Here is an 18,850-nt window from a genome sequence, read left to right as displayed (position 1 = left end):
AAAAAACATGATTGTAGCTATTGTTGATGACGAACAGCACTGTATTGACCATTTGGTCCACCTACTCCAACCCCATATCGGAATCCTTGAAATTGTAAGTTTCAATACTGTTTCTGAGGCCATAAAAGGCATAGATGAACTACATCCCAATATTGTGTTTTTGGATGTACAACTCCATGATAAAACCGGTTTTGACCTGCTCGCATCGGTATCCTATAGGGAATTCAACTTGATTTTCACTACAGCCTATGAAAAGTATGCCATTGAGGCCTTTAGGTTTTCGGCCATTGCCTATCTCCTAAAACCAGTAGATCGGGAAGATTTTGAATATGCATTTCAAAAGGCCATGGAAAAATCCGAACAAGCACAACTTCATGAAAGAATCAATGTCCTTCTCTCGAACATTTCAACAGAGCACAATCCAAAAAGAATCAGTGTACCCCATAAGGATGGATACCTTTTCCTTGTGGCAACTGACATAATACGATGCCAAGCCGATATCAACTACACCCATATTTTTACATCGGATGGTAAAAAACATACCGCCTCCAAAACCCTAAAACATTTTGAACAACTCTTGGTGGGCCATAATTTTTTTAGGACGCACAATTCGCACCTGATCAATTTGAGATATGTGACTTCCTACCATAGGGATGGCTATGCGCTCCTTGACAATGGGGAAAGACTTGAAGTTTCAACACGTAGAAGGGAATCTTTCATTAAGGCATGTAGTTTGATCTAAACCTTAACAATAGAATATATCCCCCCACACCTCATACTTGGAAAGGGCCATTCCTATATCATTATATCGACAAGGCCGACAAAAAATACATCTGGCCTGCAACATCACTCAATGAAAGTAGTTCAGAAATATACCTACTTGATCTCCTCCATGACATTTATACGGTTTGTTTTGTAACCTATCCTTTTTCAGGTGACAGAAACTTATATACAATGCCAGCCAAAACGGCCCCGATTATTGGTGCTATCCAGAACAGCCACAATTGACCAAGTGCCCAATCCCCGACAAACAGGGCCTGACTTGTACTCCTTGCAGGATTCACAGATGTATTGGTTACAGGTATGCTTATCAAGTGGATAAGCGTCAATCCAAGTCCAATGGCCAAACCGGCAAATCCCTTGATCGCGTTAGAATGCGTTGCCCCCAAGATGATGATGATGAACATAAATGTCATGACCACTTCCGTGATCAGTGCCGCCAAAAGACCATAGCCTCCAGGGGAATGTTCCCCATACCCATTGGCCGCAAACCCTCCCATCTCAAAACCGGGCTTACCACTGGCAATCAAGTAAAGGATACCTGCTCCGGCAATTCCTCCCAACACTTGGGCCACAATGTAAGGCAGGAGTTCTTTTTTATCAAAACGCCCCCCCATCCAAAACCCTATGGAAACCGCTGGGTTCAAGTGGCATCCTGAAATGTGTCCAATGGCATAGGCCATAGTCACCACGGTCAATCCAAATGCAAAGGCGACCCCAACAAATCCGATTCCCAATTCTGGAAATGCAGCCGCCAAGACAGCACTCCCGCATCCTCCAAGTACCAACCATAAGGTTCCGATAAATTCTGCTACTAGTTTTTTCATGTGTTATGTATATAAAGTTAATGGTATACATCACTAGGCCAATAGGCAACAGTATAAAATAAGTGGCTTTGTAGAATTGGGGAGGGAACTTGTAATTGGCAGTCCAATCACTAAAGTAATAAATTACTGTGGAAATTTCCTGAAAACAAAATTGAAAAACAGAAAGAGAATAGTCAGATTTAGCTGGAATTCCAAAATAAGGTTTCAAGCAGTGGAATGGATCTGTCGAACGTTTTAAAAAATCACCTAACAGTACTGAATGACCAAGGGTCAATTCATTCTTTCTATGGATAGGATATTCCTGATTTTAATATCACAATACTCTTTTCCTTCCATGGTGACAGTAATTGTATATAGTTCCTGTAAATCCGGGGAAAGGCTTTCCATCATATCCAAGTCATTCTTGGAAGATTCCATAACACATCTGTATATGGTTCCATCCAACGAGGCAATAATCACCAGTTCATCTACGAAGATTCTTATATATTTTACACTCATAGTACCTCAGTGCATTATATTGATCACCCAATAATTCAAGCTGAATTTCATCCTTTTTCAGGAATTGTCCAATTGTTCGTAACAGAATTAGGGTCAGGACAAGACTAAGATGATGTATACTTGAGTCAAAGGTCACCATGCATTGTTACTATCACAACAAAACTGAGGGTATTCATTATCAATATCATCCTATTCACTGTTGTTCTCCAAAGGCATAACCGTATCTTTGGCAGCACTTATGAAAAGTAACATTAAACGAGGACTTCGTATTGGAAGGTATATAGTTTACAAAGAAACCTCAGTAGAGCCCAAGGAGTTGTTTTGGTCGTTTTTGGGGTCATTTATCGGGATTGCCTGCATTGGGGCCATTCAAAGTCACTATTTGGACCAATCCGATAATATATTGCTCATAGGGTCATTTGGTGCAACAGGTGTTTTAATATACGGGGCCATCCATAGCCCTTTGGCACAGCCTCGAAACCTAATTGGGGGGCATGTGATCAGTGCCATCATCGGTGTTACCATCTGTAAGTTTTTTGGGGACATCCTATGGTTGGCCGCTGCACTTTCGGTCTCCCTTTCAATTCTTGCCATGCAGCTCAGTAAGACCCTTCATCCCCCAGGAGGCGCCACGGCCCTGATTGCCGTAATAGGTTCTGAAAAAATAATCGGATTGGGCTATTGGTATGTAATTTTCCCCGTTCTCAGTGGTGTCCTTATCATGTTTCTGGTGGCACTTACCTTCAACAACCTAACACCAGAGCGCCGATACCCAGCGGATGGACGTTTCTTACGTTTGGTAAAATTAGTGGCTAAACCTGCTTGGAACACAGTGAAACGGAGACAGTGGCCAAATCCGTTACAGAAAAACAAGTTCGGACCTTAGGGAGCATGTTGGAACGGTTCCGGAACCTGAACTCCAACCTATCGAAACCAAGACTGTTACATTTTTAAAGTTCCATTCCGTTTCCAATTCGGATGCACCAATCGCCAATGTGTTCCGTCTATTTAAAGAGCTCCACCCTCCTATTCCCATGCAACTCTCCGAGTATTATCTTCAGATGTTCCGTATCGCCCAATACAAACTTGGGCAGTACATGGACAAAGCGCTTGGTCTCACCTTGTTTGATTTTAACGGGGCGATCATATTCATAACTGGGTACCATGGAAATTTCTTGGTAGGCAGACCTTCTTTTCTTATTGCCACTGACCCGTAGCACCTCCAAGTGGCCCATTTCAAAATCGATTGTTGAACGGTTCTTGATCTCAAGGACCAGATACACTTCCCGTCCATAATGGACCATATCCTCCAATCGAAACCGTATGCCGTTTTTACGTTTGCTCACCATGGTCTTTGGTTTTCTATCGAGTAACGACATGCAAACCGTGTCATAATGGGAAACCGACGGTACCATGGTATTATGCTGGACCTGTAATTCCTTTTGGGGCCATACATTCCCTATTCCCTCCTCACTGCAGATGAAGCGGTTCAATTGGGAAAGTACCTTTGCATATTTAAGAACATAAGCATATACCCTGTCATCGGAAGTGATCACCAAAAGATTACTTTCCACTCCTTCCACTCCCTGTAACAGCCCCAAATGACCCGCCTCTTCCCTATCATAGGAAAAGACAAAGTTTTTATGGCCCGTTACGGCCTGTTTGATTGGGTTCGGAAAGAAAAGTGAAACATTCATGGACTCATTGGTATACAGGGTATCCAAGGCCCTTTGCCCCCATACGCCCTTGGAACCAATCAAAGCAACGGCACTTAGTGCCCAAATCCTTATGTTCATGGTCTTGATTTTAATACAATCTGATATTGATCCATTACGAACACTTTTACGGCACTGTTGTTTCGTTGGAAGATTCGTTTGATACCACCTAACTGGGGCAATCCCGGCAGGTTGACCTCTTTGAGGGCCCCATCCCTACTTGTCTCCATGAGTTCACCCTTTATGTAGTTCTCCATGTAAAGCCCTTCCTGTCCATCTTGAAGATCATGGGCCTTTATCGTTACTATATGATCGCCTAATTTGGCAATGTCCACCATCACCCGGTTGGGCCTCATTTTGACAAACCCATAGAAGCGTGTTCCCTTTGTAACGATTCTACCATTGATTTGGACATCCTCTGCCAACCGCAATACCAAACGATGACCTCCCCTGACCGTTTGGGCCCCATCCACAAAGGCGAATACTCCCTTTTCATTTAAGGAGGTATTGACCCTTTGCACAGTGATCGGATTCGAAGCAAAAAAAAGTTGATGGGACAGTGTCAATTCTTGCATCGATACTTGTTGCTTCCCTTCCTCGTTCTCCGATACAGTTTCCATCACTCCCGCTCCCAAATTGGAAGTACCCAACTCCACACCTTGAACTGGGTCCTTTCTTACATTAAACTTCCTAGAGGCAAACAAACTGTCAATGATCCGCTGCTTTTCAAACTCCATGTAATCTGGATTGAAATAGCCCTTTTCATCAACCATATGGTCGGGATAGACTTGGGGAACAATGACCTCCCTTTCTTTCTTGATGGCCTCAATGGCTTCCAGTTTGGTTCCATACTCCTTTGGCATCTCTTCCAAATCCGGCATGGGTATACGATCCGGTTTCAAAACTTCCTTTTTCTCCTTTCCAAAGGTCATCATACCGTACAAGGCCACAAACAGGATCACACAGGTAAGAACCAGGACAAAGACCGTTTTATTCTTCTGTAGTTTCATAGCTTTCCAATTTTTGTAATGTATTTTCAAAAAAATCAGTGACCAATAGACCATGGGGATTATTGGGAAAACTCCGTTCCACATGGATCAACTGTCCAGTGGTAATCAACTCATAGGTGTCGGTCACCGCCCCCCTATGGATACGGATCATGGTCCGGGTCTCAAATCGATATGGTTCTTGCCCCACCTTGACCGTGGAGTTGATCCGCACCACCTTTTGCACCAAAGCATATTGTAACAATCGGTTGTAGAAACCGTCGGCCTTTTTCTGTTGGAAGACATTGGCGACCGAGGCATTGCCCAACCACAGGGCCCTTTCCATGTTTCGCTTATAGCTATCGGCATCCACCCCATAGAACATCCTATGGAACAATTCCAGATGGGCAAGGGCCTCAACTTCCAATTGCTCCCGTTGTTCTGCCCATCTAAGGGGTATTATCTCTCCTTCCCCGTTGACCACAAATGCATGGTCCAAGGTCTCCCGGTGCATCCGGGCCATCAAAACAATCGATAGGGCACTGACCATTCCAGAGCATATGACCACAGAAACCACTACCCATCGGTTCAACCGCAACAATTTTTGTATATGATTATAAGGTGTTTTCATCCATTTGAATTTTATCCGGTGAACAATCGAAAGGTGAAACTCGTGGCCCGTCGATACAACTTAAATTTTAAAAAGACTATAAATCCAATGGTGCCAATCTCAATGATCGGAGCAAAGAATTCACTCCCCCAATCAAAACCAAAAAGATTCTCCCAAAAATTGGTACTGATCTCGGTATAGAGATTGTTCACAAAGACATTGACCAAAAAGAAGGCCGGGACCAGCATATAAACTGCTGTATAAAGCTTGAAATAGTTGTAGGCCAAGGGTCGGAATCTTTCGAATACGGCCAGACTGATCACCAAAGGAAAGAAGGCCTGCATGATACCCAAAAGGAAATAACGTTCGGCCAGGAACAAGGGATAGATGAACAAATCCAACAACCACAGTACGACCCCTATAATAAAGGCCAATACCTTCAATCCATACAAGGGTGTGACCAAGGCCTCATATAAGAGGGCCATAGCTTTTTTGGCGGCTTCCAAGGCACCCACATCCCGTTCCAGATCCACATCCTGAAGCTGCAATGGGAGGAGTGCCGGAGCCGTGTCCCGATACTGTGTCTCAATGGCCACCAAAATACCATCGAACACACTCAAGAGCTCTGTGGAGAAAATGACCAAAAGTACCACCATAAAATTCTTGGCCAATTCTGTAGGGGTAAGCCCCCAAGTATGCCCTTCGGTCGAGGCGATACCCTCATTGTACTTCTTCAGGACATTGATCAAAAAGAAAAGTATGGCAAGTGTCTTCATTCCCACCATAGTGTATTGGGAAAAGTCACTGTCCTTGATGGTCTGGAAGACCGCGTCCACATACTCCAACCCTATGCCCCAAAAGAACCCTGTCATCAGTATATCCTTTCCCTATTGTTGACGATATCCTGCATCTTCCGAAAGGAAATGATCTCCCGGTACCTTCGGGTCTTCATCTCCAGTTCAGCCACCATTTCTTGTGACCGTACCTTCTTTTCCATCAATATGGCGGTCCGCTCGGCATCGGTCATTTTCAAAAGATTACTGGAGAGGATCTGGTTGACAAAATCCAGGTCATCCATGGCTTGATCCATGATCTGCTCAAAGGAACCGGAGACTCGCTCCATTTCATGGGCCTTTATATAGGGGGAGCCCAGAATCTCCCGCAAATCGGTCTGGACGGCATGGAACAAGATCTCATTGTTTCGGGTCAGCTCCCTTAACGCTTTCAATTGCCTGATGGTATTGTTCACCTTGACGATGTTCTCCTTCTGCTCCTTCAAAAATTCCACGGTCTTCAAGAGTTCCGAAGTCTGTTTGGCCGACTCCACAAGGGACTTGGTCATACTGATAAAATTCGTGTTGTCATACACCGGCATCCCTTGGGCCCCGGCACGGCCTGACAGTAAAAGGATCAATAAAAGGGTCCATCCCGAAGCAGGGAAACGGTTCCAAAAGTTTTGTGCTGTGGTTTTCATTATGCTTTTTCTTTTTGATCTAGGAATATTTTGATGGCCAATTCCATATCATTGGTCCGTTCATAGTTCTGTATGATGGCCTGGTTCTCCCTCCCATCCGTGAGATAGGCAGCATAGACCTCAGGGGGCACCTCCAATCGAAAAATGTTGCTCTCCCTCCCGATCTTGATAAAGAACTCGGTATACTTTCCATCCCCGGTCAGGTTGTTCCGAATGGAGTTGAGTTGATCAAGGTCATGGTCCGATAGATTGAGCCTACGTTTAAGGTCCCCATATCCTTTTTCATTGCGAAGGCTATAGATGACCTGGGTATTCTCCAAGATGCTGGCCGCAGTGGTGTTTTCGGGCAATTGGTTGATGGATTGCAGAATAATACCAATGGCCCCGTTCTGTTTCCGGATAGCCTGATAATAGAATTCAACACTCTCGAGCACATTTGGAAACTTCAACTGTTTCGCAAATTCATCAAAAAGGATGATACCCCGCTCTGAACGGTTTTGCCATATGGTACGTTGGATGGCCGACTTGATCAACTTGAGCATCACCGAGAGGATTTCCTTATTGTCGCGTACCTCGTCCAGTTCAAAGACGATCAAACGCTTATCCTCCAACTTATGGGCCTGGTCGTTCCCCACCGTGAACAGAGCGCTGTACAGCCCCCCATCCACATACTCGGATAGGATATGCAAAAAACCATACACATTGAAATCGGCCTCGGCCACCTGCACCTCCGTGACCAAGGTGTCCTTATGAGCATCCACAAAATGGTAAAGGGAGGTCAGTGAATGCCCTGACCGGACCGATCTGTAGTAGAACAACAATACCTTTTTAATGGCGACCTCCTTGGATTTGGTCACCTTGTTTTCAGCCAGCAGTTCCAAAAGAAAGATCGACAGATCCTCCAGACGTTCTGGGGTCAGATCGGATTCATCCACAATATAAAAGGGATTGATACCCAAGTTCTTTCCTTCTTCATACCGAAGGATCACATACTCATTGGGATAGAGTTTGGCAAACTTGGCATAAGAGCCTCCCAAGTCGATAAGGACCAACCGGACATTCTGTTCAAAGTATTGCCGAAGAATATTGTTGGCCAGAAAGGACTTTCCTTCCCCGGTCGGGGCAAATATGGCAAAGTTCCGGGCCTTGATGCGCTTTTTGTCCTCATCCCAGACATCCTTGACCACAGGTACATTGTACTGTCTATCGTTGAATATGACCCCTTGGGCATCCGAACGGTAGTTGGTGTTGTTGATATAGAGACATAGGGCATGTTTAAGATCAGTGACATAGAGGTCTTCGTTGGAAAAATGGGTAGCATGGCAAAAATGGGTGTTCAGGAAATAGTGCAACCGTTCCTGTCCATTGGGATGGTACGGCACCATGTCCAGTTCCTTGAACTGCGCCTTGACCTTGGAAGCTATCCGTTTAAGATGTCCGGTTTCCGGATGCCAAAAAACGATATTGAGATGTCCCCGTATGATTCGTGAGGCATCGTCGGAATTGATCTGGTCCAGAATGCGCTCTATTTTTCTAAGGACCACTCTGTTCTGCGAACCAAAATTGGAACTCTTGCCAAGCTCTTCGATCTTTTTGTCAAGAATTCTGCGCCACTTGTGTTTGTCATCGAGGTACAGGATATGGTTGACCATATGGTTTTCCCCAAATTCCAATCCCAGACCGTCCAGGAAACCCATATGAAAATTGAACCCATCCGAGCTGAAGCGTTCATTGGGCTTACTGCTCTGTACAGTTTCCCCGAAACAGGTTTCATTGTTGATGGCCATGGCATCGAAATAATGGTCCCCGATCTGGATAGCCCCCTTTCCCCATAACAAATCCGTATCAAAACCCTCATTGAATCCGTTGAAATGGGCATCACTGATGTCCATGATTTTCTCAGGCGCAAGAGGTCTTACTTCCAATCCCTGCCCATTATTGAGAAAGGTAACGGCATCGGTGACAGCAGTGATGAACTCGGCCACCTGTGCATCCACTTTGCGATGGAGTCCCTTATCCATTTTCCGAAAGGGATTGACATATTTGGTCGCATTGAGGTTTCGGTCCAAGGGCAAAGTGAAAAACAACAAACTCCGATGCACCAAATGTTCCCTCCCATGGAAGTACAAATAAGTGGCCTTTTGCAAAAAGGAGTCCTTGGGGAGTGGCTTTGCGTCATAGCTCTTCCTTTGATAGGTATCCTGCTTTTGGATGACCGTTCCCACAGGTAAGGACTTGAAGGCTTGGAACCAGATATCGTGTAGGGTCTCAAAATCCCTTTCGGATAGGCTATAAATTTCTGGGAGCCCCACTTCATAACACAGTACCACATTGCCATTATTGGCAAACACCATATGGTTCTGAATATCCAGGATGGGATGTTGCGCTTTGATGTTAATCCGCTCCATAAGGTAATGGGGTTATGTTTTTATGGCTCAAGGATTTTGGAAACCTGCGGGAAGTCCCCAAATAAAACGGTCTTCTCACCCACTGCACCAATGTCCCATAGAGTAGGACATTGGCAAACAGCAGGGCAACGATGACACCAAGATTGAAGGAAAAAATCATGATCAGAAGAGTACAGACCACCGAAACCATCATCAGGGCAAAAAGCGGGATGGAGAGTCCCATGACCATGGCTCGTTTTCGAATATTTCTATGGACCTCGAACCTTTTCATCAGACCACGATTCCGATGAGATAGGTAAAGATGCCCACTACTGCCCCCGCGATCAACACAAAGACCAAGACCCGGGTAATCCCTTTTTTCAAGTCCGCATTTTCCCCAAAGAAGTGTCCGGCATTGAAAAGGAACCCTACCAAAAAGATGACCCCTAGAATGATGGGAAAAATGGCCCTTATGGTATCGGAAATCTCATTGACCGAATCTTCAATACCGCCAATCTGGGCAAACAATGAATGTAAAGCAAATAAGACAACAAAGGTTGTCAGTAGTGATTTTCTCATAGTACAAGCGTTTGATAACTGCTTTTTTAGCTATTCGAAAAGTACTACTTATATCACCTAAATTACTGTTTATCAATATATTGTGAATATCATTTTAAATGAGGAAGAATAGGTTCCTTTGCCAGGAATGCATATCAAATCCTATGGAAAACGATAGACCTATGTGGATAAGCCAAAAAGACAAGCAAGGAGAACCGGACCCAAAACGTCAAATCCGCGTAACATGGGTCAATATACTCACTCTATCAGTCCCCTCAATCAGATTCCAGGACAAGGAATCAACTGCCCATGATCCGATGGTAATTGTCAATAAGGGCCTCTGTGACAATCTTTGCCTTTTCATTGGGGATTCCCTCAAAATCTATCCGTTGGGTTGTCATATAGTTGTGCAACAACCTTTTGATATCGGCCTCTTCCAAATGTCCGTTGTCCCGTAAGTTCCCCAAGATAGCACTGTACCTTACGGATTTAAATCCATCTTCCAACATAGTGTTTTGATGTAGTCCTGTTTTATAGCGTATTCAGATTCCTATGGATACGGTCCCTTAAATCCACCCGGACCATGGCACGCTGTGCGTAGGTTCCCCAGGATTTGACCGTGTCATTGACCTGTTCAATGATCCGTGCCCCTTTCTTGATATTATTGGCCTTGGCAATGGACATGAGATCTTCCCTTCCAATATCCATTCTCTTCCCATGGACACTCAAGGTCTGTTGGTTCACCCAGTGGTTGGTCGGGTCATAGGAAAAACACAGGTCAAAGGCAGGGGCCAGTCTCCAATCCCCATTCTTTTTCAAGATAAAGGAAAAATTCTTGGTATGGTCATCATAATTGGTGGCCAGTACATTGAAGACCATCCTTCGGAACATCTGCTCCGCCTCCGGATAGGTCAAGCGCAATAATCGCATGGTCTGGAATACCTGCTCGTAGCTATAGCCGTGCATATCGTTGAAATCATAATGCTGGATTCCACAAAGGGATTGGACATGGTACTTTTCATTACCCTCCCTGTCAAAACGTTTGGTCATGAAATGGGCACGGCCATTTTCTTCCAACAATTGGCTATCACTTATCTCAATACCACAATCCCTGGCCATCAGATAGTAGGCATATTCCACGCGTCCCCACCCTGAACTTTCCCCAAATTGCTCCCCACTCACTCCGTCGAGTTTCAATAGGCAGTGTTCAAATCCCTTGGGGATATTGCCCTGTCCAGATCTGACCTCCTTGGTCTTGGGGTCATAGGCAATGACCGCTTTGGGCCGTGCCCCACCGGCAGAGGTCCCTATTTTCAAAATCTCCATCATGGCCTTCTCCTCATCCTTTTTCAAGTTGGTCAAAAAACCTTCCCGTTCATTGAGCATCTTCTTGGCGACCTCGACCAAGCCGTCAAGCTCCAAAGAAAAGCTCCTTGTTCCGGTTTTGATCTGTGCTGGGTCGAACTCCAATGCCCCCATGCCCCTTTTCCCTATAAAACAGAGTTTTTCCACAGGGTTCATACTATTTTCCGGCCTTCCCTGCTGGGCCAACCAAATATTGATCAGCTTGTTCCCATACTTGTCAGGAAGGGCATCTGACAATAGTCCGGGCAATCCCTTAAAGGCATCCTCGGTTTGGTGGCGGCCCCTGCGTAATTCCGGGAAACTATAGATCCGTGCCCCTTGGGCTATGGGCATTTTGATTGGGGACAGGTCCCACTTCTTCTGTAGAAACTTGGGGTCATACTCGAAATAGCCCAGCTGTTCCGACTCGTCCCAGCGGACGGCACCGACCAATTCCCCCCATATCAGTACTTCCGCTACATCTACCATCCCGAATCCTCTTTATCCGAAGCCTTTGTCGGGTTGTTCCTGATCCGTTGTCTTTTTTGCTTTTTGAGTTTGGCATAGGCCAAAGGACTGATCTCATCCGAATATTCAAAAGGATCTAGAACGTGGAGTCTATCCAAGGCCCTTAGGATCTGTAGCAGGCTTGTCAGGGATATGGATTCCCCGTTTTCAACCTGACTGATCGTCCATCGGTTCAATCCTGCCATTTCGGACAACTGGGCCTGTGTCCTTTGCTGTTGTTGGCGTTCATGCCTGATATAGCCACCAATCTGTTCCATTATGGCAGTATCTGACATTTGAACCCAATTTTTGTTGGTATTTCCCATCACTAAAACATTTAATACCACTTAACGATGGTATTTACCAACAAATATACAAATAAAATAGTTTCTCAATTAATGTTTAGTTGGTATTTACCATCACTAAATAAAAAAAACACATATAACGTTGGTATTTACCAACAAAAATGAATATAATATACTCCGATTAATCCATGTTCAACCCAACATCCCTTAAACGGAATTACATCCTTCAACACCTCTTGTCCTTACTTCCAGCCTTAAAACCCACCAAATTAAAAAGTTCCCGCATCCTGGAACGAACCCGGCTCCCATAACGGCTCTCCAGTTCCTGGGCATTGAGATTGGTAGTGGCATGGGTCCTGATCTTATGATCCAGGAAGAGTTCATACCGGGACAACAGAATCTCTCCCATGACATTGCACTCCTTTCCAAAGTGGACCCCTTCGGGTTCCACTCCCAGATCATCAAAACAAAAGGATTGGGTGTTTCCATAATCCCCAATGATCTTATAGCCCAAATGGTTGAACCCAAAGACAATGTTTCGGGAAGGAATGACCGAATAGGGTCTTTGATGGGGCACGATGCACTTGAACAGTTTCATCAGGCTGGTCTTACCACAGCCTACCGGCCCAGAGAGGAGAAGTCCTTTGTCCAGGTCCATGCCAAACTGTTTACAGCGGTCCCGGTCCCGAATAAAATAAAGGCTGAGTTTATAGAGAATTTCCCGGTCTTCCCTGTAGACCCTGAACTTTTTACCGAACAGGAGTTTCCCCTTGGCATCGAGATAGACCAAGATCTTATCAAAATCGTATTGGATCTCCCGGCCCTTCAAGACCCCCAGTTCATAGCTTATGGCGCCTTCAGTGATGATATGAGGGGCGCTATATTTCACAGGGGTTCATTGTAATCCTTATCCTCGGTGGTCCGCAAGTTGTCCCGATACGGAACGGTAGGGACCTGTTGCCCCTTTGTTTCTACAATTTGAAAGATCTTCTTTTTTATTTTTCTTCGTTTGCTCCCGTTTGTATTGTTTTTAAATGTTTGTATAGGTTTGTTTATAGGTACCAATGCTTGTCCATTGCTTGTCCCGATTATGGTATGGTTCCGGTCCACTGCTTGTCCGGTACTTGTCCCAAAATCGAACATCTTGATCCGACTGCCCTTATAGGGGTTATGGGATGGGGTATACAGGATATAGTTCCAATGACTGAGTTCCCGGATACACCGGTGATAGGTGGATTTGGAACCAATCTTTGCGTAGGCCATGGCCTCTTCCCTACAAATATGGAACTCCGTGACAAAATAATTATGGTTCCACAATTGGAACAGACCGATGTACAGGCTGATATGGGTAGGGTTCAAGCGGTTGTCCTTGGCAAACTGGGCCAACACCCCGTTCAGGTGCTTGATATAATTGATGCCCTCCATCCCTAAATCCGGTTATGGACCTTGTTCTTTTCCAGTACTTCCATGATCTCATGGTATTCATAGTAGAGCACCCCTCCTATCTTGGTAAAGGGCAGGGTTCCGTTGACCCTAAGGTTTTGAAGGGTCCCCGGGGATATGCCCAAGAGGTCCCTGACCTCGTTGGATTTGAGCCATTTCTTGTTGTGCTGTCCGTTTTCATTCTGTAAAAGGTCCTTGATGTCCTCCAAGAGTTCGATCTTGAACTCCCTAAGGTCTTCGGTGGTGATGATGGTCGCTCCCATGTGTGTGCTTTTTTTAAGGGAAAGGCCGCTTCATGAAGTTTATATCATTTGGCGGCCCATCCACTGATTTGACTTTCAGGGACAAAACTCAAAAAGGTTTTTGGAAAAGTTTCCCAAGTTGGTACCGACTTGGGAACGATTTTTTTTCATAAAATTTAGGGCGACGTGGTGCCCTTTAGACTTTTTGGAACCTGTAAAATCTCTTAAAAATCAGCATAATGAGACCCAAGGTCAACTGAATCCCAAAATTACCAAGTTGGTACCTACTTGGTAAAAAACTATTCTTCGAGGGATTCCATCCGCTGGTTGAGCATTTCGATAAGCCGGTCCAAAAAGCGGGTCCTACTGCTCTTTCGCGACCGGATATCTATGAACGTATGGTAATAATTGCCTAGGTCCACATTGTAACAGTGCTCAAAATGGGAAGCCAGTTCCTTGATATCGACCGTACCGCTATTGATACATTTACTGGAATGGAGGGCATATAAAAGTTCGATCAAATCGATTTTACTTCCGGTCCAAAATAATTTTGATGGTTTTTCCATAGCTATGCTTTTAGGAGGTTCCAAAGTTTTATCCAGATCGTCCACCTCCTTTCTGAGGTAGACAATCAACATATCGTAGGCCATGATAGTGGCAACCGTCCCATCCTGACAAGTGGAGAACTGGTCATCGATCAAAAAATGGAAGGATTCCAAGGGCAGCCGAAGATCTCTGTTACCCCGGACAAAATACTGTTCGTCCAGGGACATCGCCCCTCTTCTGTAATAATTATAAAACTCCAGATTATCATTGAAAAAAGTCTGGAACTTATCGATTTGGTGCTGGAGGTATTTGACTTGGGCGGCATTGTTCCCCCTTGGACGTTTGCTTTCGATATTGAACAGTTTGACATAATAGATCAGCTTGCTAAAAATCTGGGGCTTGACATGTTTGAAGAAATAGATCTCATCGGCCTGGGTAGCAAAAGGTCTTCCCGTAATCTGCTTTTGCAATTCTCGGATGCTCTTCTCCACAAGGACTATCCCTTTCTCTGCCTTGAAAAGGACATCCCCGTTCCCGCTTTCCAATGCATCCAATTGGCCCTCAAATTCCGATAGGAGCTTTTGGTATTTCATGGCAAATCAACATTACTCCTGGCCTTCCATGACCCCAAGCATTTCCAAAATGAAATTGTCATGGGTCTGGAGATAGGCATATTTTTCATTCACCACGGCACCGAGCTTCCTTTTCTCAAAGGTAGCGGTCATCCCAAAATCGATCTTGGGGATACCTAATCCAATCGCCCGTTCAATGGTCCGATAGAGCAATTGCCGATAGGTAGCATAGGTCTCCAGACGGTCATAATCCATGCCCACAAAGGCGGGCACATAGACCCTGTTCAAATTGATATAACAGAACATCACCCCAACAATGGGACCAGGGTCTTTAAAAGGTGTCAATACAATAAACTCCCATAAAGGATTTTGGTTCATTTCCTCAAAGAGCCTGTCCGGAAATGAATAGGTGTTCAGTCCTAGGTTCCTGGACCGCACTTCTTCAAACAACCGTTTAAAATCCAACAATTCCGAACTGGATCCTGTAGCGATGACCTTGGATTGTACCAATCCCAAATAAGGTTGGATATCCTTTCGGAAATGTCGTCGGTTCTTGGGGGACAATTGCCCCATATAGTTTTCCATGGTTTGCTTTCCCTGAAGATCGACCGTACAGCTATTGGGCATTTGAACCCTTAAAAATCCCTGGCCATACAATTCGTTGTGCCAAGGAGTATTCCCATCAAAATCCCGCAAAACGGTCATCTTGCCCCCCATTTGTCGTTCCAATTTTTCCATGGTTTCCAAAAGCAACGCCAAGGCCTTGTCCACCAAGGAGTGGGAAGCGTCCAAAAACATATGGCTCCCTTCAGAGAACAGACAGCCCATGGAAAGCACCTTGGAGGAAAGATGATAGATGTCCCTCTTCCGTTCTTCCTCGATGGCTTCGGATACTTGGGCAGGGGCCAACATGTCATCCTTCCATAGGCCAAGGGACAAGAAGGTCATCAAAATTGGATGGCCCTTTTCATCCTTTATGGTTACATACCGGAACGACCAATTATGTTCCTTACGGTCATTGTCCTTGAAGGCCCTTTCCAAAAACTGTAGGCCTTCCCCATCATATACCCCCTGCCCTCCCAAGTATCGATCCCAAAGTTCCCCATCCATCTGTTCGATGGATTCATGTACCTCAACTTTCAGTTTTGGCATTGCCCTGGATTCACCCATAGTGCCAGGCTTTAGCTTAAAAGCATGGAAGACCCTATCTATAGAGGTATGGGTATCTTCCAAGGCTATGGGAAAATGATGCTCCATGGCTTCCACCAATGCTTTGATCTCCTCTTTTTGGTTATGCCTGGATATCGTGATCCGTACCCCGGTATTCTTGACGGGAACGGCCGGAAAAATCCCAAGGTTTACATAAAAGCCCTCATGCATCAATCTATTGACAAAATTGTACCCGGTCTTGGGCATTCCAGTTCCGATATAGAAGACCGGTGACGTATTCTGATCGATCAAGGGCAATCCGGTAAGCCTGAGACAGTCATTGAAATAATCGATCCGTTCCCGAAGTTCATCCTGAAGCCGATAAATCCCGGGAGATAAGTGGATCTTTGCAGATGCTATTGCAGCGGCCACGGAGGCAGGTTCCAATTGGGCGGAAAAGGTCAATGGCCCACCAAAGGTCTTGATCTTGTCATATAGCTGTGGATTGGAGCAGGCCAATACAGCTCCACTGGCCCCAAAGGTTTTGCTCAAGGTACCAAATAACAGCACATTTTCCGGTAATTCCCTCAATTGATCCAAGACATATCCAGTCCCGTTCCTTCCTACCCAGCTCATTCCGTGTACATCATCAAAGTACAGCCGCAACTGCGGATACTTTTCTGCAAGTGACAGCAATTCCTTTACAGGGGCGTAATCCCCATACATGGAATAGATCCCATCGGCCATATACCAAATGTGCTGTTTTTTGTATTGGTATTTCTTGATTTTGTCCTCCAACATGTCCAAATGGTTATGCCGGATCATCTCAATGGGAACACTTCTGTTCTTGAGCATCTTGGCCGCATTCTGAACACTCCAATGGACTTGGTGATCTAGGATAATCACATCCCCATCGTCCACAGCGCTCGGAATGACACCCAAATGGCCCAGGGTACTGTTCTTGGTAATGATGATGGGATATCCATACATTTCCTTGATGTGGTCCTCCAACTCTTCATAAAGGGGATTGGAGATATAGGACTTTGAAAGGGGAAACTGGGTCCCATATTTATCAATGGCCTCCATGGCGGCCCTTTTTAATCTGGTATCCTGTTCCAGTCCCAAATAGCCGGTAGTCCCAAAATGGAACAGTTCCCTACCCTTGACCTCTATGGTCCTCCCCGAAAAGGATTTACCCCCTGCATAGAGGTGAAGTACGCCAGCCCTTTTGGCATCTGAGAACACTTCGTGTACGGTGTTCAGAAAATTGTGGTGTTTGATCTTTGCCATAACCTTTGGTTTAAATTGTACTAAAAAGTACTGGCTTTTGTAAGATTATAGCGCACAGCAATTTACTATACTCCGTTTCAGACAAGCATTATTCCGTTTCAGGCAAGTAAAATGCTTTTAATTAGGGGCAAGGAACCAAAGCAAGGAACCCAATTATAATATTTTTGTAAATTCAGGATTCATACCAGTTTTCACAGCATGAAAAAATCACATGAGAATACCTATGCGATTTATCTGTTGACCGATGATCTTTTACATATCATTTATAAGAAAGGACATTGTATCGACCTACCGGCCGCACAACTCATTGTCAAGGATCGGATGCAATTGCAGCAAGGACGGAAAATGCCAATACTCTGCGACATCCGAAACCTGGTCCAGGTCAACAAACCAGCAAGGGATTATCTGGCCTTTGAAGGTTCACAATGGATAAAGGCATTGGCTTTTTTGATCGATCCCCCTGTAACTGATGTCATCAGCGCTCTTTATTTGGGCACCCAAGCCCAGAATGTCCCTACCCGATCCTTTACCAAAGAATCCGATGCATTGGATTTTTTGAGGTCTTTATAAGTTAACGCCCCAACACTATAGTGTCCATTCACACCGGGTCTACATCCTTGACCACAAGTCCAAGACAATGCCGAACAATGATGATTTTAGGGTCAAGCGCATCCAGAAAATGCTTCTGGAAATGGCCCGCGGGAATTTCTTTTATCGATTGGAACCTTCTGACCGAAACGACAATATGGCCTCCTTGGCGGTAATGCTCAATATGGTCAATGAAGAAATCAGGGCCTCATTTATCCACCAAGGCTTTGCCAATACCCGTAATACGCCCCAATGTATTATCCAATTATCACTGCTCTTGGATTCCAAAGGTATTGTTGAGATGGTGGCCAACAGCACCTGTTCCCTGCTCTCCTGCCTACCCCATGATCTCATTGGAAGACCGATCATCCAATTCATGACCGAAGTTTCCCAAAAAAGATGGGTAAAGAAGTTCCCTAAACTCCTCAAAAAAGAACGGACTGAAACCATTCTCCAACTTGAACTCCACACCTTTGAGGGACTATTGATCAAGAAAGATTTCAACATCTCCGTCTTCCAAGCCTTTGATGGGTCAGGTCAAAAAATCCTTTTGGATACCGTCTTCTTTTCCAAAGGAGCGCCCTTTGGGACAGGACTCCCCAAAAAAAACCTCAAAGTCACCAAAGGCATCAAGGAACCCAAGGTCATGTTGAGACCTCAGGACATCCAAATGATCCGAGATGTCCATGATATGATCATCAACCATCTGGAAAGGGACCTTCCCACTTTGAAAGATCTTGCCCTGCAAATGGGTACCAACGAGTACAAGTTGAAATATGGCTTCAAACAACTATACGGTACCACCATCTTCCGGTTCCAGACCCAAGAACGACTTCGCAAGGCCAGGACCTTGATCGAGCACAGTGGGCATTCCTTGAAGGAGATTGCCCATATGACCGGTTTCAAAAGTGCTGCACATTTCTCCAGGGCGTTTCGGGAAAAGTATGGCCAATCCCCAAGTGATTTAAGGGAGTGACCGTCTAGATACAGTTCAATTCCTCCGTTTGGGGCAAGAAATGCTCCGTTTCA

At 45.1% G+C, this 18,850-nt stretch carries 22 protein-coding genes; 4 read left to right on the top strand and 18 right to left on the bottom strand.

Going from position 1 to position 18,850, the window contains the following annotated elements:
- Positions 1 to 7: 7 nt before the first annotated feature.
- Complete coding sequence (locus F8C76_RS02140) at positions 8 to 742, top strand: LytR/AlgR family response regulator transcription factor (RefSeq protein WP_152130262.1); 735 nt, start codon at positions 8 to 10, stop codon at positions 740 to 742.
- A gap of 178 nt (positions 743 to 920) precedes the next feature.
- Here F8C76_RS02140 and aqpZ read toward each other — a convergent pair whose 3' ends face one another.
- Both aqpZ and F8C76_RS02130 read right to left on the bottom strand, forming a co-directional pair.
- Positions 921 to 1,607, bottom strand: coding sequence for an aquaporin Z (aqpZ, locus tag F8C76_RS02135; protein ID WP_152130261.1), 687 nt, complete (start codon positions 1,605 to 1,607; stop codon positions 921 to 923).
- Between the two features lie 270 nt (positions 1,608 to 1,877).
- The gene (locus F8C76_RS02130) at positions 1,878 to 2,105 is read right to left on the bottom strand and encodes a hypothetical protein (RefSeq protein WP_152130260.1); all 228 of its coding nucleotides are present in this window, start codon (positions 2,103 to 2,105) and stop codon (positions 1,878 to 1,880) included.
- Between the two features lie 238 nt (positions 2,106 to 2,343).
- On the opposite strand from F8C76_RS02130, the gene F8C76_RS02125 reads away from it, so the two are divergent.
- Positions 2,344 to 2,991: an HPP family protein gene (locus tag F8C76_RS02125; protein ID WP_152130259.1), complete on the top strand. Its 648-nt coding sequence runs from the start codon at positions 2,344 to 2,346 to the stop codon at positions 2,989 to 2,991.
- Positions 2,992 to 3,109: 118 nt separating this feature from the next.
- Here F8C76_RS02125 and F8C76_RS02120 read toward each other — a convergent pair whose 3' ends face one another.
- The 16 genes from F8C76_RS02120 to F8C76_RS02045 all read right to left on the bottom strand — a co-directional run bounded on the left by F8C76_RS02120 (position 3,110) and on the right by F8C76_RS02045 (position 17,233).
- Positions 3,110 to 3,901, bottom strand: a complete 792-nt coding sequence (locus tag F8C76_RS02120; RefSeq protein ID WP_152130258.1) for a DUF4138 domain-containing protein — start codon at positions 3,899 to 3,901, stop codon at positions 3,110 to 3,112.
- A complete protein-coding gene (gene traM, locus F8C76_RS02115; RefSeq protein WP_170283948.1) occupies positions 3,898 to 4,830 on the bottom strand; it encodes a conjugative transposon protein TraM in 933 nt (310 codons plus the stop codon). The genes F8C76_RS02120 and traM overlap by 4 nt, the downstream gene beginning before the upstream one ends.
- On the bottom strand, positions 4,811 to 5,437 hold the full coding sequence (locus F8C76_RS02110; RefSeq protein WP_152130256.1) for a conjugal transfer protein TraK: 627 nt from the start codon (positions 5,435 to 5,437) through the stop codon (positions 4,811 to 4,813). The genes traM and F8C76_RS02110 overlap by 20 nt, the downstream gene beginning before the upstream one ends.
- 11 nt (positions 5,438 to 5,448) lie before the next feature.
- Complete coding sequence (locus F8C76_RS02105; RefSeq protein WP_152130255.1) at positions 5,449 to 6,288, bottom strand: hypothetical protein; 840 nt, start codon at positions 6,286 to 6,288, stop codon at positions 5,449 to 5,451.
- Positions 6,288 to 6,791: a conjugal transfer protein gene (locus F8C76_RS02100; RefSeq protein ID WP_249042380.1), complete on the bottom strand. Its 504-nt coding sequence runs from the start codon at positions 6,789 to 6,791 to the stop codon at positions 6,288 to 6,290. Before F8C76_RS02100 ends, F8C76_RS02105 begins: the two co-directional genes overlap by 1 nt.
- A 98-nt stretch (positions 6,792 to 6,889) precedes the next feature.
- Complete coding sequence (locus F8C76_RS02095; RefSeq protein WP_152130254.1) at positions 6,890 to 9,298, bottom strand: TraG family conjugative transposon ATPase; 2,409 nt, start codon at positions 9,296 to 9,298, stop codon at positions 6,890 to 6,892.
- Complete coding sequence (locus F8C76_RS02090; protein ID WP_152130253.1) at positions 9,285 to 9,569, bottom strand: hypothetical protein; 285 nt, start codon at positions 9,567 to 9,569, stop codon at positions 9,285 to 9,287. Before F8C76_RS02090 ends, F8C76_RS02095 begins: the two co-directional genes overlap by 14 nt.
- Positions 9,569 to 9,856 (bottom strand): hypothetical protein, encoded by a 288-nt coding sequence (locus tag F8C76_RS02085; RefSeq protein ID WP_152130252.1) that lies wholly within the window; start codon positions 9,854 to 9,856, stop codon positions 9,569 to 9,571. The genes F8C76_RS02090 and F8C76_RS02085 overlap by 1 nt, the downstream gene beginning before the upstream one ends.
- A 278-nt stretch (positions 9,857 to 10,134) precedes the next feature.
- A complete protein-coding gene (locus tag F8C76_RS02080; RefSeq protein WP_152130251.1) occupies positions 10,135 to 10,344 on the bottom strand; it encodes a hypothetical protein in 210 nt (69 codons plus the stop codon).
- Between the two features lie 22 nt (positions 10,345 to 10,366).
- Positions 10,367 to 11,668 carry a type II toxin-antitoxin system HipA family toxin gene (locus tag F8C76_RS02075; RefSeq protein WP_152130250.1) on the bottom strand — a complete coding sequence of 434 codons (1,302 nt, stop codon included), beginning with the start codon at positions 11,666 to 11,668 and terminating at the stop codon, positions 10,367 to 10,369.
- Positions 11,662 to 11,982: a helix-turn-helix domain-containing protein gene (locus tag F8C76_RS02070; RefSeq protein WP_249042336.1), complete on the bottom strand. Its 321-nt coding sequence runs from the start codon at positions 11,980 to 11,982 to the stop codon at positions 11,662 to 11,664. The genes F8C76_RS02075 and F8C76_RS02070 overlap by 7 nt, the downstream gene beginning before the upstream one ends.
- Positions 11,983 to 12,217: 235 nt before the next feature.
- Positions 12,218 to 12,880: a P-loop NTPase family protein gene (locus F8C76_RS02065; protein WP_152130248.1), complete on the bottom strand. Its 663-nt coding sequence runs from the start codon at positions 12,878 to 12,880 to the stop codon at positions 12,218 to 12,220.
- The gene (locus F8C76_RS02060; RefSeq protein WP_152130247.1) at positions 12,877 to 13,416 is read right to left on the bottom strand and encodes a hypothetical protein; all 540 of its coding nucleotides are present in this window, start codon (positions 13,414 to 13,416) and stop codon (positions 12,877 to 12,879) included. Before F8C76_RS02060 ends, F8C76_RS02065 begins: the two co-directional genes overlap by 4 nt.
- A gap of 2 nt (positions 13,417 to 13,418) precedes the next feature.
- Positions 13,419 to 13,697: a helix-turn-helix domain-containing protein gene (locus tag F8C76_RS02055; RefSeq protein WP_152130246.1), complete on the bottom strand. Its 279-nt coding sequence runs from the start codon at positions 13,695 to 13,697 to the stop codon at positions 13,419 to 13,421.
- Between the two features lie 278 nt (positions 13,698 to 13,975).
- Positions 13,976 to 14,815 carry an RteC domain-containing protein gene (locus F8C76_RS02050; RefSeq protein ID WP_152130245.1) on the bottom strand — a complete coding sequence of 280 codons (840 nt, stop codon included), beginning with the start codon at positions 14,813 to 14,815 and terminating at the stop codon, positions 13,976 to 13,978.
- Positions 14,816 to 14,827: 12 nt separating this feature from the next.
- On the bottom strand, positions 14,828 to 17,233 hold the full coding sequence (locus F8C76_RS02045; RefSeq protein ID WP_152130244.1) for an aminotransferase class I/II-fold pyridoxal phosphate-dependent enzyme: 2,406 nt from the start codon (positions 17,231 to 17,233) through the stop codon (positions 14,828 to 14,830).
- Between the two features lie 198 nt (positions 17,234 to 17,431).
- Here F8C76_RS02045 and F8C76_RS02040 point away from each other — a divergent pair, with 198 nt between their 5' ends.
- Both F8C76_RS02040 and F8C76_RS02035 read left to right on the top strand, forming a co-directional pair.
- Positions 17,432 to 17,803: a DUF7793 family protein gene (locus F8C76_RS02040; protein WP_152130243.1), complete on the top strand. Its 372-nt coding sequence runs from the start codon at positions 17,432 to 17,434 to the stop codon at positions 17,801 to 17,803.
- A 67-nt stretch (positions 17,804 to 17,870) separates the two neighbouring features.
- Complete coding sequence (locus F8C76_RS02035) at positions 17,871 to 18,797, top strand: helix-turn-helix transcriptional regulator (protein ID WP_152130242.1); 927 nt, start codon at positions 17,871 to 17,873, stop codon at positions 18,795 to 18,797.
- Positions 18,798 to 18,850 lie beyond the last annotated feature (53 nt).

The organism is Flagellimonas olearia, assembly GCF_009184425.1.
GTDB lineage: Bacteria > Bacteroidota > Bacteroidia > Flavobacteriales > Flavobacteriaceae > Flagellimonas > Flagellimonas olearia.
This window is presented reverse-complemented; position numbering and strand designations above follow the sequence as displayed.

Excerpts from the sequence above, each read along its gene's own strand:
- F8C76_RS02140 (WP_152130262.1), top strand. The coding sequence starts at position 8 with ATGATTGTAGCTATTGTTGATGACGAACAGCACTGTATTGACCATTTG.
- aqpZ (WP_152130261.1), bottom strand. The coding sequence starts at position 1,607 with ATGAAAAAACTAGTAGCAGAATTTATCGGAACCTTATGGTTGGTACTT.
- F8C76_RS02130 (WP_152130260.1), bottom strand. The coding sequence starts at position 2,105 with ATGAGTGTAAAATATATAAGAATCTTCGTAGATGAACTGGTGATTATT.
- F8C76_RS02125 (WP_152130259.1), top strand. The coding sequence starts at position 2,344 with ATGAAAAGTAACATTAAACGAGGACTTCGTATTGGAAGGTATATAGTT.
- F8C76_RS02120 (WP_152130258.1), bottom strand. The coding sequence starts at position 3,901 with ATGAACATAAGGATTTGGGCACTAAGTGCCGTTGCTTTGATTGGTTCC.
- traM (WP_170283948.1), bottom strand. The coding sequence starts at position 4,830 with ATGAAACTACAGAAGAATAAAACGGTCTTTGTCCTGGTTCTTACCTGT.
- F8C76_RS02110 (WP_152130256.1), bottom strand. The coding sequence starts at position 5,437 with ATGAAAACACCTTATAATCATATACAAAAATTGTTGCGGTTGAACCGA.
- F8C76_RS02105 (WP_152130255.1), bottom strand. The coding sequence starts at position 6,288 with ATGACAGGGTTCTTTTGGGGCATAGGGTTGGAGTATGTGGACGCGGTC.
- F8C76_RS02100 (WP_249042380.1), bottom strand. The coding sequence starts at position 6,791 with ATGCCGGTGTATGACAACACGAATTTTATCAGTATGACCAAGTCCCTT.
- F8C76_RS02095 (WP_152130254.1), bottom strand. The coding sequence starts at position 9,298 with ATGGAGCGGATTAACATCAAAGCGCAACATCCCATCCTGGATATTCAG.
- F8C76_RS02090 (WP_152130253.1), bottom strand. The coding sequence starts at position 9,569 with ATGAAAAGGTTCGAGGTCCATAGAAATATTCGAAAACGAGCCATGGTC.
- F8C76_RS02085 (WP_152130252.1), bottom strand. The coding sequence starts at position 9,856 with ATGAGAAAATCACTACTGACAACCTTTGTTGTCTTATTTGCTTTACAT.
- F8C76_RS02080 (WP_152130251.1), bottom strand. The coding sequence starts at position 10,344 with ATGTTGGAAGATGGATTTAAATCCGTAAGGTACAGTGCTATCTTGGGG.
- F8C76_RS02075 (WP_152130250.1), bottom strand. The coding sequence starts at position 11,668 with ATGGTAGATGTAGCGGAAGTACTGATATGGGGGGAATTGGTCGGTGCC.
- F8C76_RS02070 (WP_249042336.1), bottom strand. The coding sequence starts at position 11,982 with ATGTCAGATACTGCCATAATGGAACAGATTGGTGGCTATATCAGGCAT.
- F8C76_RS02060 (WP_152130247.1), bottom strand. The coding sequence starts at position 13,416 with ATGGAGGGCATCAATTATATCAAGCACCTGAACGGGGTGTTGGCCCAG.
- F8C76_RS02055 (WP_152130246.1), bottom strand. The coding sequence starts at position 13,697 with ATGGGAGCGACCATCATCACCACCGAAGACCTTAGGGAGTTCAAGATC.
- F8C76_RS02050 (WP_152130245.1), bottom strand. The coding sequence starts at position 14,815 with ATGAAATACCAAAAGCTCCTATCGGAATTTGAGGGCCAATTGGATGCA.
- F8C76_RS02045 (WP_152130244.1), bottom strand. The coding sequence starts at position 17,233 with ATGGCAAAGATCAAACACCACAATTTTCTGAACACCGTACACGAAGTG.
- F8C76_RS02040 (WP_152130243.1), top strand. The coding sequence starts at position 17,432 with ATGAAAAAATCACATGAGAATACCTATGCGATTTATCTGTTGACCGAT.
- F8C76_RS02035 (WP_152130242.1), top strand. The coding sequence starts at position 17,871 with ATGCCGAACAATGATGATTTTAGGGTCAAGCGCATCCAGAAAATGCTT.